Source organism: Flintibacter hominis (assembly GCF_014287965.1).
Taxonomy (GTDB): domain Bacteria; phylum Bacillota; class Clostridia; order Oscillospirales; family Oscillospiraceae; genus Lawsonibacter; species Lawsonibacter aceti.
On the sequence record NZ_JACOPO010000003.1, the window covers coordinates 287,393 to 300,384 of the forward strand.

A 12,992-nucleotide genomic window follows, 5' to 3' on the forward strand; every position below is an offset into this window, starting at 1 on the left:
TTTACCTTCTGTCATAGATACATTCTACCATTTCTCCCCGCCTGCAACAGTCAGTCAGATGCAGGAAGGTACTCTCCTCCCGCTCTCCGAACAAGCGGATTCCGCCCCCCAGCAGGACAGGCAGGATGGTCAAACGAATCTGGTCGATTTGGTCGGCCTCTGCCGCCTGGCGGACCAGCTCTGCCCCTCCGCACAACCAGATATTCTTCCCTTTTTCTTCCTTCAAACAGTCTAACAGCTGATCCAACGGCCCGTTAAAAAAATGGATGCCTTTTTGATCGTCCAGATGGCGGTGGGTCAATACATAGGTCGTCAACCCCTGATAGGGCCACTGATCTGGAGAGAGCTGTGTGGTCACCTGATGGTAGGTCTTATATCCCATGAGAACAGTATCGACCTTTTGGATAAACTCGTCATAGCCGCTGTCCTCCTCACCATTGGATGCCCGTTCCAGCCAGTCCACCCCTCCCTGGCGGTCTGCGATGAAACCGTCTAAGCTCACGGCAATATAGAGGATAACCTTTCTCATACAGGCATACCCCCTATTGAGATAGCTCGTTCCAGCGCTACATCGATATTCGGCTGGAAATTTTCCGCTCCTACCAAATCATACATACCAGATTTTCGAAAGACTGACATGGGCTGTTCGTTCACATGGGAAAATACTACATTAATATTTTTTCTTACACACTCGTCATAAAGGCGGCGCAGACCATTCAAAGCTGTGATATCCATAGCGGGGACTGACCGCATCCGCAAAATCAGAACCCGACATCCATTGTCCCGCTCCATATGCGGAATCTTATCGGCGGCGCCGAAAAACATGGGACCGCTGATCTCATATACCATGACATAGGCCGGTACAGGCTTCAGGCGGCCCTGTTCATCTCCCATGTCCTCCACATACTCCCACTCCTTGACAACCGCTACGTCGGCCATACGCTTCATAAACAGCAGGCAGGCCAGGGACAACCCCACCCCAATGGCCACCACCAGATCAAAGGCTACTGTGAGGATGAAAGTGAGGACCAAAACCGCGATGTCACTTTTGGGTGAAGTCTTTGCTACCTTCAGTACAGTACGCCAGCCACTCATATTGTAGGCCACCTGGAATAGGATGGCCGCTATGCAGGGCATCGGGATCAGTGCCGCATAAGGCATCAGAAGGACCAGAACCAGAAGCAGCACCAGAGCGTGTACCATGCCGGCCACAGGGGATGTGCCGCCGTTTTTGATGTTGGCGGCGGTACGCGCGATGGCACCGGTCGCCGGAATTCCTCCGAACAGGGCCGAGGCGCTATTTCCTACCCCCTGGGCCACCAGTTCCATATTGGAATTGTGCCGTGAGCCGATCATCTCATCTGCCACAACTGCGGACAGCAGAGATTCGATGGCCGCCAGCACAGCGATGGTGAAGGCGTCCGGCAGGACCGCGGACACTGTCTCATAGGACAAATCGGGCATTTGGAACGCAGGCAGCGCACTGGAAATGACATAGAGATCGCCAATCGTATTGACCGGCAGATCCAGCAGTCCAACCACCGCCGCCGTCAACAGTACCGCAATCAGTGAGGCAGGTATCCTTTTCGAAACCCTAGGCCAGAGGAGCAGGATCGACAGGGACAGTATCCCAACCGCCATGGCAGCCGGGTTGACGGTATGGAAGGTTCGAACCACTTCTTCCAGCTTTTCCATCGTTTCCACAGGGGCCTGCTGAAAGGTCAACCCAAAGAAATCCTTTAGCTGGCCAATGACGATTGTGACTGCGATACCGGCAGTAAATCCGATTGTAATAGTATAAGGAATAAACTTAATCATACTGCCCATATGAAGAATCCCCATCAGTACCAGCATGACGCCGGCCAGCAAAGTAGCCGTAGCCAGTCCAGCCATTCCGCTGCGGGCCACGATACCTGCTACAATGGTGGCAAAGGCCGCGGTGGGACCTGCGATCTGCACTTTACTCCCGCCTAAGGCAGAGATCAAGAATCCAGCCACAATAGCTGTATAGAGGCCTTGTTCCGGAGATACACCAGAGGCCAGAGCCAAAGCAATGGAGAGCGGCAGGGCAATAATGGCGACGATCACTCCTGCGGTCAGGTCTTTCAAAAACCGATCTTTGGAATAGCCCTTTAGACATCGAAAAAGCTGGGGTTTTAAATCAGTCATCTTTTCTCCTCCTCAATAATAAAACACACAACTTTTTTATCATAGCCGCTATTCCAGCCCTTTTCAAGGGTTTTCTCTATTTTGTTTCATTTTTAAAAATACGGGGCCGAAAAACGGCCCCGCAGATGGTTCAGCTTTCAATTTTCTTTCCTATGCCGCCCCGTTGGTCACCCTCGCCTCTGGGAAATAGTCCATAGGGTCTACCCAAACTCCATCCAGCATCGTTTCAAAATGGAGGTGGTATCCGGTGCTTTTTCCTGTTTTTCCCACCGCCCCGATTTGTTGACCAGCTGTGACCTGATCGCCCTCCTGGCAGAAATCGCCAGACACAAGATGGGCGTATTTGGTGCTTAGACCTCCGCCGTGGGAGAGCTCCACATAATTGCCGTACTCCGTGTTATAGCCCACTTCGGTCACTGTGCCCTGGGCGGCAGCCAGCACGGGGGTCTCCTTCTCCAAAACGAAGTCGATCCCCGTATGCTCCGATCGCTTCCCGGTAATCGGGTGGACTCTGCCTTCAAACAGGGCACTGATCTTGACCTCTTTCCCCCCATCAAAGGGCCAGGACAACTCGGCAGGGACGGACATCTCCTCCGACGGCACAGGCCCCTGTACTACAGTCGGTTCCGCCGCGGAGGAGGTACGCTCTCCGCCCGCGTAGGCCCCTACCACCACGAAAGAGATCGCCGCGGCGGCTGTCACCACCCAAAGGGCCGCTTTTGTCAGCTTTGATGTTTTTCTTACCTTCATAATCGCCTCAATCCTTTCTCTCAAACAGCTTTTTTGACTTCCAAAGGGTGCAGAGAGAGGACGCACTCCCCTGCCCTGGCGCTCCGCCGCCCACAATAGCGTCCTTCCATAGTCTGTCCGCTGGTGCAGGGACATATTTTTGACCACCTCCTGGTCACAAGACAGCTCACTATCCCTGTCTATGGCCCTTGCCATCAGCCAGACAACTGGATCAAACCAGTACAGCGAGGTCACCAATACCACCAGATGTTTATAGGCCAGGTCCCGGCGCCGCCAGTGGACCAGCTCATGGGAGAGGGCATAGAGCAAGGCACCTCGTTCCAGCTTCTCCTCTGGAATGTAAATGATGGGGCGGAATAGGCCGATCAGCACAGGGCTTTCGACTCCCCCTGTCCGCAAGAGGAGTGGGACGTCCTTTCGCCTGCCAGCCAACTGCCGATAGACCGCCTGTTCCCATTCGTCTGCTGGGTAAGCCGTTCTGTCCAGCTCTTGCCGGAGGCGGCGGCAGCCAAAATAGCGGGCCGCCAGCGCGGTGATAGCGCCTAAGCCCCAAAGGGCAGCTAGTACATAAGGCCAAAATTTCGTTTCCGATTTATCTCCCTCTCCAGCAATCGTGATGGCCCCTTCCTTTTCTGGAACAGGCCGCCCCTCCCCTGCTTCAGAAACCGTCACCCAAAGCTCCGCCGGCCGCTCCATCAGCCGGTCACTCAGGCTCTGCTGGGTACCCAGAGGGCACAGGAACCGGAGCAGTGCCAATAGCCAAAGATAATACCAAAAGGTTCTCGGGGTTCGTTTCTTTAACAGGGTGCGGAAAAATGCCACTGTCACAGCCATCAGGCTTCCTGAAAGGGCCAGCGACATCAGCAGCAGCAAGTGATCAGCCATGGCTCCCCTCCCGGTCCAGCAGAGCCCTCAGCTCATCTAAGTCCTGATCGGTCAGCTGATCTCCCCGCACCAGGCTGGCCACCAAATCTTTGGCACTTCCCCGGTAAACCCTCTGAATCAGAGAGCGGGTAGACCATCGCTGATAATCCTCCCTGTTCAAGACAGGGCGATAATAAAAGGACTCTCTCCTTCTGGCCTCTACCGCCCCTTTCTCGCACAGGCGGCGCAAAAGAGTCTTGATTGTAGAGCTGTCCCAGCCACGGCGCTCCTCCAGCCGCTTTCGTATGGGCGCGATGGGCAGGGCCTCCTCTGCCTCCCAGAGCACCTCTAACACTTCCAGCTCTGAATCTGATATTTTGGCCGCTATGTCCTGCATGGTACCTACCTCCTAAAGCAGTCTACACTTGTAACCCTTTATAAGTCTACAACTGTAACCTGCTTTTGTCAAGGATTTTTTAAGGAGGCGGGCCCCGAACAGATCGGGCGCCCGCCTCCTTCTCCTTACAGCTTACCTGCCCAATGCAGGATGGCATCTCGCAGGAACTGTGCACATCCATCTGTCTCTCTGTCATAGTAAGCGGTAAACCGCTCATCTGCCACATATAATTCGGCCAGTCCCTTATGCCTGTCCACATCATACTGATTTCCGGAGATCGTAAGCCAGCGACGATGGAGAGCCGCCAGCTCCTCCCCTTTCTCTCCCGATGGGGCGTCACCCATTTCTACAGCCTGCCGAAGTTTGGAGCGTATCTCCTGACCGAGAGACTCCCACTGACGATACTGCTCTTGTGTCAGCCCCATCACAGACGCATTGGCCTGGTCCATCTCCTGGTCACCGTATGTTTGGCGGATCTCCGCCCCATATCTTTTCTCATTTTCCTCTACGGCACGCCGCTTAAAAGCCTGAAATTTCTGTTCATCCATCATAACATCATTCCTTTCCAATGACAGGATAGTTTCCTTTACAGAACCTATCAGCTTTTCGATTCTGGCCCTTTCTTCCATCAACGTGGACAGATGACTCCGCAGGGCAGACAATCGGTCGAAGGAGGGGTCGTCCAGACTTTCCCGTATCCGCGCCAGCTCCACCCCGAGGGCACGGTAATACAGGATATCCTGGAGTCGGTCCACCTCAGCCGGGCCATAATAACGGTATCCGCTCTCAGCGGTACGGCTCGGCTTCAGCAGGCCGATCTTGTCGTACCAGCGCAGCGCGCGGGTGGTCACGCCAGCCAGCTTCGACATTTCCTGAATCGAATATTCCATCGCTTTCCCTCCTTGCTCTGCATTGTATCAGTTGACGTTGCGTAAAAGTCAACCCTGTTTTTTTATTTTCTCATTTCTTCCAGCGGTTCCGTTTTTATCCAATTTTAATGCGCTCTTGATTGCTTTTTTTTAAAAAATCGTCTATGATATATTATGATATTTTTTCAGCACCCTCAGAACTATGATAAAAGGAGAATTAATTTGAAAAAAGAACGGTCTGGGTCCCCTTTCCTCAAAACAGGCTTTGGGCGCACCCTTCTCAGTCTGGTCATCACAGCGGTGGTTGGCTTCCTCTACTTTTATGTCAGTCTGCCTGCCATCAATCCCCAGTCCAGTGATTTTTACACCTTCCTCGCCCTTCTATGTGTCGTCTATGTGATCTGTGTGTTTTTGCTGTCCGGTGCCCCCAGAGACAACGTGGTACGCACCCCGGCTGAAAAGCTGAAGGAGTGGGTCCGGTTTGTCAAGAGCCGCTGTCTTCCGGTCGGCATCCTGTTCGTGGTGGTATTGGCGGTCGCGCTGGTGGGGCAGATTATTTCCCTGCCCATCTTCCGCGCGTCCTCTTACCGGGATCTGCTCACAGTAGAGGATGGTAAGTTCACGGAAGACATCAGCCAAATCTCTTTTGATAAGATCCCCACTCTAGATCGGGAGTCCGCCGAGTATCTGGGCGACCGTCAGATGGGTACACTCAGCGATATGGTCAGTCAGTTTGAATACTCCAATGACTCCACCCAGATCAACTACCAGGGGCGGCCTGTCCGGGTGGCTCCTATCGCCTACGCTGATCTCATCAAGTGGTTCACCAACCGGAGCGAGGGCCTGCCCGCCTATGTGTTGGTAGATATGGTCACCCAGGAGGCCACAGTTACTCGCTTGACTGAGGGCATGAAGTACTCCTTCTCCGAGCCCCTGAACCGGAACATCATGCGCCATCTCCGTTTCCAGTACCCCACTTTTCTCTTTGACACCCCCCAATTTGAGATTGACGAGGATGGACACCCCTGGTGGATCGCTCCCCGAGTGGTCAAGACCATCGGTCTGTTCGGTGGCCGGGATATCCAGGGGGCCGTACTGTGCGACGCCATTACCGGGGAGAGCGTCTATTACGACATCAGCGAAGTCCCAACCTGGGTAGACAATGTGTATACCCCCGCCCTGATCATGGAGCAGTACGATTACCATGGAACCCTGGTCAACGGCTTCATCAATTCCATTCTGGGCCAGCGGGGTGTGACTGTCACCACCGAGGGGTATAACTATATCGCTCTCAACGATGACGTGTATGTGTATACTGGTATTACTTCCGCAAACGCTGACCAGTCCAACCTAGGCTTCCTGCTCAGTAACCAGAGGACCAAGGAGACCAAATTTTATGATGCTCCCGGCGCTACAGAGTATGCCGCCATGGCTTCTGCACAGGGCGTGGTCCAGGACTTGGGATATGAGGCTACCTTCCCCCTGCTGCTGAACATCGCTGGAGAGCCCACCTATTTCATCCCCCTTAAGGATGCAGCCAGTTTGGTAAAGAGTTACGCTATGGTCAATGTGGCCCGATATGATATCGTGGCGACTGGAAACTCAGTCACCGCCTGTGAGCAGGCCTATATCCGTCAGCTCACCGAAAAGGGAGTAACACAGGCGGAAGAGCTTCCCCAGACGCAGGTCAGCGGCATTGTGGCAGAAATTCGGAGTGCTGTGCTGGAGGGCAACACCTACTATTTCGTCCGTCTGGAGGGAGAGGACGTGTTTTACTCCATCTCCGCCGCTCAGAACCGTGAGGTAGTCACCTTGAATGTTGGGGACCTGGTCACCATTGACCACGCGGTGGCCGCCGAAGGGAGCCAAAGCAGTATTCTGGACGGCTATTCCCTGGCCATTTTGGACGTCATCGGCGAAGCTGATAGCCCCACCGACACTACCCCCCAGCCCGCGGACTCATCTTTCAGCCCTTTGGACAGTGAGCAGATCGGCGTCATCGGCGGAGCCGATGGCCTCACCGCTATTATCACCCAGCCCAAGGCATAAGTCACACAGGAGCGCCAGTTATCTGGCGCTCCTGTGCCATGTTTGGATTAATTTCTCTTTCTGTTCCCGGCGAAGCTTTTTGAGCGCCAGCTCCCGGCGCAGGGCGGCAGGCTTGTCTGGCTGCGCCTCTGTGTAGCATAGCTCTAGCGGGCCTCTCCCCCTGGTATATTTGGCCCCTCTGCCCGCCCGGTGAGCGGCTAGGCGGCGGTCTACGTCGTCGGTGATCCCAGTATACAGTGTCCCATCTCCACAGCGGAGGATATAAACAAACCACGACACTCCTCTCCCCCCTTGCTGAATCATAGTGAAAAAATGGGATGTGCCGGTATCAGAAGAAAACGATTCCAATATTTTTCTTTCCAGAAAAAGTCTATCACAGAAATAAAACATCTACAAGGAAATCATCCCTCTTCGTTCAATCTTTTATTGCCATTCTTTTTATAAAGTGTTAAAATAAAATGATATTATATGGGCGCTTATCCTCTGTGCCCTAAAATAAAGGAGCAACACCAGATGGACGAAAAAAAAGTAATGCTCTCCGGCATCCAGCCCAGCGGAGATCTGCACCTGGGTAACTACCTGGGTGCCATCAAAAATTGGGCCGCCCGGGCCGAGGAGTTCGACTGCTACTATTTTATGGCAGATATGCACACCATCACAGTCCGGCAGGATCCCGCCGCCCTGCGGCGCCGCACGCTGGAGCAGCTGGCCCAGTACATCGCCTGCGGCCTGGATCCTGAAAAAAACACTCTCTTCATCCAGTCTCATGTCCCTGCCCACGCGGAGCTGGGCTGGGTACTCAACTGCTACACTATGTTTGGCGAGCTGTCCCGGATGACTCAGTTCAAGGACAAATCCGCCAAGCATAAGGACAACATCAACGGCGGTTTGTTCACCTATCCCGCTCTCATGGCGGCCGATATTCTCCTCTACCAGCCCGACTTTGTCCCCGTTGGAGAGGATCAGAAGCAGCACGTGGAGCTGACCCGGAACATTGTCCAGCGTTTCAACGGGATTTACGGTGATGTATTCAAAATGCCGGAGCCCTATATCCCGAAGGCCGGTGCCCGTATTATGGGACTGACTACTCCTGATTCCAAGATGTCTAAGTCCATCCCAGAGGGCTGTGTCTTCCTGATGGAGAAGCCGGAGGACATCGCCAGAAAGTTCAAGCGGGCTATCACCGACAGCGACACGGAGCGATGCGTCCATTTCGACCCGGAGCACAAGCCAGGAGTGGCCAACCTGATGAACATTTATTCCGCCGTCACTGGTAAGACCTTTGAGGAGATTGAGGCCGAGTTTGACGGCCTAGGCTATGGCAAATTCAAGCCCGCTGTGGGCGAGGCAGTCGTGGAGTGCCTGCGCCCCATCCGGGAGGAGGCTACCCACATTTTGGCGGATAAGGCTTATCTGGAGAAGGTCTACACCGAAGGGGCCCAGAAGGCATCCTATGTAGCGAACAAGACGCTTCGTAAGGTCTATAAAAAGGTAGGCTTTGTGGCCCGCTGACTCTATTTTGCCACTTCATCCGCCTCTGCGGCTTGGCCCGAAGGGCAAAGCTGGTCAGAAAAACGCAAAAGAGGATTTGATATGCCGATTCAACTTTCTGTGGTGGGGATGGCTTTGGCCGCCCTGCTAACCGCTGCGGTGGTATCTCTGATTGCCACTCCTGTTGTGAAATCGCTGGCCTTTCGTGTCGGCGCGGTGGATATCCCAAAGGACGGGCGGAGGATGCATGACCACCCGATCCCCCGTATGGGTGGACTGGCCATCTTTTTTGGCTTCATGCTCAGCGTCCTCCTATTTGTCCCGCTGACGGAGCAGCTGCGTGGAATGCTTTTAGGCGGTGTCATCATCGTCATACTAGGAATTTTTGACGACATCTATGCCCTCCCCGCCAAACCTAAATTCTTGGTACAGATCGCCGCTGCCCTTGTCGCCGTGTGGGCGGGGAATAAGATCGAGTTTCTCTCGAACCCTAATATTTTCAGCAGCGAGCCTTACTGGGAGCTGGGATGGCTGTCTATCCCCATCTCTGTATTGTGGATCGTGGGCATCACAAACGCCGTCAATCTGATTGACGGTCTGGACGGACTGGCTTGCGGAGTTTCCACCATCAGCTCCATGACTCTGCTGGTCATCGCTTTGACTGTATCTGAGCCGGATGTGGCCCTTCTGATGGCCGCCCTGGCCGGCGCCTGCATCGGCTTCCTGCCCTATAACCTGAATCCCGCCAAAATCTTTATGGGGGACACCGGGTCAACCTTTTTGGGCTTTATCCTGGCCTCTGTGTCCATTCAGGGGCTGTTCAAGTTCCACATGATCATCTCCTTTGCGGTCCCATTCCTCATGCTTGGTCTGCCCATTTTTGACACCTGTTTCGCAATCCTCCGTCGGGTATCCAAGGGGCAGTCCCCTATGACTCCAGACCGTGGGCACATCCACCATCGGCTGATCGACATGGGCTTTTCCCAAAAGCAGGCAGTCGCTGTGCTCTATATCATCAGTGCGATCCTAGGCCTGTCCGCCGTAGTGCTGACCACCAGTGGGGTATTCAAAGCCATGCTGTTTCTGGTCGCGCTTTGCGCGGCCGGCGGTCTGGCTGCCGGCCTGTTTCTGACACACAATGACGGGAGGCATACGCCTCAGGACCCAGGAAGGCATCACAAGACACAGATTTCTGGCAACGACAACTTCTTTGGTGAGGAGGACCAGTCTGAAAAATGAGCGACCTGAAAGTTATGACGATCTTCGGCACCCGGCCGGAGGCCATCAAAATGGCCCCTCTGGCCCTGGAGCTATCGAAGCGCCCCGGCATAGACGCTCTGTGCTGTGTCACAGCTCAACACCGGGAGATGTTGGACTCTGTACTGGATATTTTTCGGTTAAAACCTGACTACGACCTGAATATCATGGAGCCCCGACAGACCTTATCCACTATCACCTCTAAATGCCTGCTGGGCATGGAGCAGGTGCTGGAGGAGGCGAAGCCTGACCTTGTACTGGTCCACGGGGATACTTCCACTACCTTTGCGGGGGCTCTGGCCGCGTTCTATCACAAGATACCAGTAGGCCACGTGGAGGCCGGCCTTCGAACCTATGACAAGTGGTCTCCCTTTCCAGAAGAAATGAACCGAAAAATGGTGGGATCTATCGCCGATCTGCACTTTTGCCCCACTGTGTCAAACCGGGACAACCTAACCCGTGAAAATATTACGAACGGGATTTTTCTCACAGGTAACACGGTCATTGATGCCCTTCAAACTACAGTGAGAAAGGATTTTTCCTTTACAGAAAGGCTCCTTGACCAGTTGGAGTATGAAAAACGAAAAGTTGTATTAGTTACCTGCCATCGGAGGGAAAACTATGGTCAGCCCATGGAGGATATCATGGCTGCTCTGGCCTATATTGCCCGGACTCATCCCGAGGTATCTCTGGTCTACCCTGTCCACCTCTCCCCTGTGGTCCAGGAGTGCGCCCATCGGCATCTAGACGGTGTTGAAAACGCCCACCTGATCCCCCCCTTAAATGTGGAGGAGATGCACAATCTGATGGCCCGGTGTTATATGGTCATGACTGACTCCGGCGGTCTTCAGGAGGAGGCTCCCGCTCTTGGTAAGCCCGTTCTTGTCCTCCGCCGGGAGACCGAGCGACCTGAAGCCGTTAAGGCGGGCACGGCTAGACTGGCCGGCGTGGATTACAGCCGCATCACAGCGATGGCCGAGGAACTTCTGGAAAACCCAGACGCCTACGCCGCGATGGCCCATGCCGTCAATCCCTATGGAGATGGCCAGGCCTGCCGCCGGATTGTGGACGCTATCCAGTGGCACTTCGGCCAGCGCAAGGAGCCTCCGGACGAATTTTTGATTTGAGTCTGTTTTGACTCATCTGCTCTATTAATCCCAAAAAATCTTGGAGGTGAGGACGTGGAACCTAAAAATCGTCTTTTAATCGCAATCACTGTGATCGTCCTCATCGTAGCTGCTATGTTCACCAGTTTTGGGCGCAATCTTTTTGCCCTCAATACTCCGTCGGTCGTCCTGCCCAATGTGAACGGCGACGGACAGACTGGCGATGTCAGCGGTCCTCAAACTGGTCTAGAACAATACCAGGCGGTGGAGGTCACACCTCAGACTGTTGGCAGCGTGATTCGGACTCTGTCCCGCAAAGACAGCTATTACCGAGAACTCACCATCACGACCTTCTGGGACGGTGGTTCCTCCTCTATTCCGGTACAGACTTGGGTAGACGGCGGCTGGTCCCACAGCAGACAGGTGCTTCCCTCCGGCGCGGTCAGGCACGATCTGGTGGGGGATGGCACTCTTTATTACTGGTATGAGGGCTCCTCCCGCTGGGAGTCCACTCCCGCGGACAGCCTGTCCCATGATTTGACACAGCGGATCCCGACCTATGAGGTCGTGACCGAATTAGATCCTGATGAGATCACCCACGCCGGCTATGAGCTTCGTGAGGGAGTTCCTTGTGTCTATGTAGAAGTGGCCCGTGAAGACCCTGCCTATCAGGAGAGATACTGGGTCAGCGTGGAGAGCGGCCTTTTGATTTGCGCGGAGCTGGAAAAGGAGGGGGCGCTCGTCTATCAGATGACCTCCTACGGTACTGTTATATCTCCCTGTCCAGCGGAGGCCTCCTTCGCTCTGCCCAATGGTGACATATTATATACCAGGTAAAATATGGGACGGCCGGAGGCCGTCCCATCCTGATACCTCAATCTTCACCTTCCCGATCTCCAAGTCCCATGAGCAGGACCAGCCCCAGGGCTATCACCAGTTCCAGATCGTCTCCTTCCACCAAAAGAAACAGGATGATAAGCAGCAGAAGGATATCCCCCGGGTCGATGTCTTCTAACTTCAGGGCTTTCAATAGCCCGGATAGCCCCCCGCTGCCGTCTCCAGATGAAAAGAGGCTTCCCGCCCCCTCTTTTCCGCCCAATAGAGCGCCCAGCCCCTCCTTTCCGGAAAATAGAGAGGAAAACCTGAAGCCCCCTGTGGAGGCCGGACCATGGCCCTTTGTTCCGCTGTTGGATCTGCCCCCTCCTTGGGGGTGCTCGGCCTCCTGGATAGGGACATAAGGTGTGTCCTCTGATATGTAGCGGTTATACACTCCCCTCCTCCTCCTTCCTGCCCATAGCGGTCAGGGCCACCCGGATCAGGCGGGTCATGCGTGCTATCTGCTGGGCTCGGTCCAGCCGGGCCCGCCGTTCTTCTCGTAAAAATGGGCGCAGCGCGGATAGCAGAGCCGCGTTTCTATCATCGGTACTCTGATACTCCCGCAGCACCTGCACCCCTATCTGGAGCATCCGCGGGTCTATCTGCCCCAGCAGCGAGGACAGGTCCCAGGATCCATCGGACGGGCCGCTCTGTTCCGGAGACTGGGCGGGGACCTCTTCCGCGCTCTGTGTCCCATCCCCCTGGGGCCCGTTCTCCCCTGATAACGACCGGGCTAGAGCCATGATCTGCCCCATGGCCTTTTCATTCCCCAGGATCGAGTTCAATTTTTCCTCAAATTCGGCCACGGTCTCGCCACCTTTCTACCCGGCTGTGGTTTCTCCTATTCCAGCCCCGCCTCTTTTGCCTTGCGTCCGATTCTATCTACCAGTTCCGCCCCCTCCTGGCTCCTCATCAGCCGGTCCATCATAGACATCAAGGCGCTGGGGTCCCCGTCAGCGGCCGCTTTGGCCGCCTCCTTCACCCCTCCCTGCTGGTTCAAAATCGACATCAGCTTTTGGGCATCGCTGGATTTAGCCAGTTTGGAGATCACTTCACGGTTTTTCACCAGATCAGCGGCAGTAGTCCCTTTTTTCAGATTGTCTTGACCCTGTTTTAAATTCACAATCGCTCACTCCCGATTTGATTTCATTCCAGTATATGCGG

At 54.5% G+C, this 12,992-nt stretch carries 14 protein-coding genes; 5 read left to right on the plus strand and 9 right to left on the minus strand.

Going from position 1 to position 12,992, the window contains the following annotated elements:
- Position 1: 1 nt before the first annotated feature.
- The 5 genes from H8S11_RS06655 to H8S11_RS06675 all read right to left on the minus strand — a co-directional run bounded on the left by H8S11_RS06655 (position 2) and on the right by H8S11_RS06675 (position 5,070).
- On the minus strand, positions 2-529 hold the full coding sequence (locus H8S11_RS06655) for a dihydrofolate reductase family protein (protein WP_186852602.1): 528 nt from the start codon (positions 527-529) through the stop codon (positions 2-4).
- Positions 526-2,169, minus strand: a complete 1,644-nt coding sequence (locus H8S11_RS06660; protein ID WP_186852603.1) for a SulP family inorganic anion transporter — start codon at positions 2,167-2,169, stop codon at positions 526-528. The genes H8S11_RS06655 and H8S11_RS06660 overlap by 4 nt, the downstream gene beginning before the upstream one ends.
- A gap of 150 nt (positions 2,170-2,319) precedes the next feature.
- The gene (locus H8S11_RS06665; RefSeq protein WP_186852604.1) at positions 2,320-3,804 is read right to left on the minus strand and encodes a M23/M56 family metallopeptidase; all 1,485 of its coding nucleotides are present in this window, start codon (positions 3,802-3,804) and stop codon (positions 2,320-2,322) included.
- Positions 3,797-4,180 (minus strand): BlaI/MecI/CopY family transcriptional regulator, encoded by a 384-nt coding sequence (locus tag H8S11_RS06670; protein ID WP_147571816.1) that lies wholly within the window; start codon positions 4,178-4,180, stop codon positions 3,797-3,799. The genes H8S11_RS06665 and H8S11_RS06670 overlap by 8 nt, the downstream gene beginning before the upstream one ends.
- 125 nt (positions 4,181-4,305) lie before the next feature.
- On the minus strand, positions 4,306-5,070 hold the full coding sequence (locus H8S11_RS06675; RefSeq protein WP_186852605.1) for a MerR family transcriptional regulator: 765 nt from the start codon (positions 5,068-5,070) through the stop codon (positions 4,306-4,308).
- Positions 5,071-5,271: 201 nt separating this feature from the next.
- Here H8S11_RS06675 and H8S11_RS06680 point away from each other — a divergent pair, with 201 nt between their 5' ends.
- Positions 5,272-7,098 (plus strand): CvpA family protein, encoded by a 1,827-nt coding sequence (locus H8S11_RS06680; protein ID WP_240287628.1) that lies wholly within the window; start codon positions 5,272-5,274, stop codon positions 7,096-7,098.
- A gap of 18 nt (positions 7,099-7,116) precedes the next feature.
- Here H8S11_RS06680 and H8S11_RS06685 read toward each other — a convergent pair whose 3' ends face one another.
- Positions 7,117-7,377, minus strand: a complete 261-nt coding sequence (locus H8S11_RS06685; protein WP_147571818.1) for a GIY-YIG nuclease family protein — start codon at positions 7,375-7,377, stop codon at positions 7,117-7,119.
- Positions 7,378-7,611: 234 nt separating this feature from the next.
- Here H8S11_RS06685 and trpS point away from each other — a divergent pair, with 234 nt between their 5' ends.
- From trpS to H8S11_RS06705, 4 genes are all read left to right on the plus strand, one after another.
- Positions 7,612-8,610 (plus strand): tryptophan--tRNA ligase, encoded by a 999-nt coding sequence (gene trpS / locus H8S11_RS06690; protein ID WP_147571819.1) that lies wholly within the window; start codon positions 7,612-7,614, stop codon positions 8,608-8,610.
- Positions 8,611-8,691: 81 nt separating this feature from the next.
- Complete coding sequence (locus tag H8S11_RS06695) at positions 8,692-9,828, plus strand: MraY family glycosyltransferase (protein ID WP_147571820.1); 1,137 nt, start codon at positions 8,692-8,694, stop codon at positions 9,826-9,828.
- Positions 9,825-10,973 carry a non-hydrolyzing UDP-N-acetylglucosamine 2-epimerase gene (wecB, locus tag H8S11_RS06700; protein ID WP_147571821.1) on the plus strand — a complete coding sequence of 383 codons (1,149 nt, stop codon included), beginning with the start codon at positions 9,825-9,827 and terminating at the stop codon, positions 10,971-10,973. The genes H8S11_RS06695 and wecB overlap by 4 nt, the downstream gene beginning before the upstream one ends.
- 54 nt (positions 10,974-11,027) lie before the next feature.
- Positions 11,028-11,789, plus strand: a complete 762-nt coding sequence (locus H8S11_RS06705) for a hypothetical protein (RefSeq protein WP_147571822.1) — start codon at positions 11,028-11,030, stop codon at positions 11,787-11,789.
- 37 nt (positions 11,790-11,826) lie between these two features.
- On the opposite strand, the gene H8S11_RS06710 is transcribed toward H8S11_RS06705, so the two are convergent.
- From H8S11_RS06710 to H8S11_RS06720, 3 genes are read right to left on the minus strand one after another with little or no spacing between them, the layout of a single operon-like run.
- Positions 11,827-12,222 (minus strand): hypothetical protein, encoded by a 396-nt coding sequence (locus tag H8S11_RS06710; protein ID WP_147571823.1) that lies wholly within the window; start codon positions 12,220-12,222, stop codon positions 11,827-11,829.
- Positions 12,215-12,634 carry a hypothetical protein gene (locus H8S11_RS06715; RefSeq protein ID WP_147571824.1) on the minus strand — a complete coding sequence of 140 codons (420 nt, stop codon included), beginning with the start codon at positions 12,632-12,634 and terminating at the stop codon, positions 12,215-12,217. The genes H8S11_RS06710 and H8S11_RS06715 overlap by 8 nt, the downstream gene beginning before the upstream one ends.
- 35 nt (positions 12,635-12,669) lie before the next feature.
- Positions 12,670-12,951: a hypothetical protein gene (locus H8S11_RS06720; protein WP_240287623.1), complete on the minus strand. Its 282-nt coding sequence runs from the start codon at positions 12,949-12,951 to the stop codon at positions 12,670-12,672.
- Positions 12,952-12,992 lie beyond the last annotated feature (41 nt).

What these genes read in the sequence shown, in the direction of transcription:
- H8S11_RS06670 (WP_147571816.1), bottom strand. Translation starts at nt 4,180, where the DNA reads ATGCAGGACATAGCGGCCAAAATATCAGATTCAGAGCTGGAAGTGTTA.
- H8S11_RS06675 (WP_186852605.1), bottom strand. Translation starts at nt 5,070, where the DNA reads ATGGAATATTCGATTCAGGAAATGTCGAAGCTGGCTGGCGTGACCACC.
- trpS (WP_147571819.1), top strand. Translation starts at nt 7,612, where the DNA reads ATGGACGAAAAAAAAGTAATGCTCTCCGGCATCCAGCCCAGCGGAGAT.
- H8S11_RS06665 (WP_186852604.1), bottom strand. Translation starts at nt 3,804, where the DNA reads ATGGCTGATCACTTGCTGCTGCTGATGTCGCTGGCCCTTTCAGGAAGC.
- wecB (WP_147571821.1), top strand. Translation starts at nt 9,825, where the DNA reads ATGAGCGACCTGAAAGTTATGACGATCTTCGGCACCCGGCCGGAGGCC.
- H8S11_RS06695 (WP_147571820.1), top strand. Translation starts at nt 8,692, where the DNA reads ATGCCGATTCAACTTTCTGTGGTGGGGATGGCTTTGGCCGCCCTGCTA.
- H8S11_RS06660 (WP_186852603.1), bottom strand. Translation starts at nt 2,169, where the DNA reads ATGACTGATTTAAAACCCCAGCTTTTTCGATGTCTAAAGGGCTATTCC.
- H8S11_RS06655 (WP_186852602.1), bottom strand. Translation starts at nt 529, where the DNA reads ATGAGAAAGGTTATCCTCTATATTGCCGTGAGCTTAGACGGTTTCATC.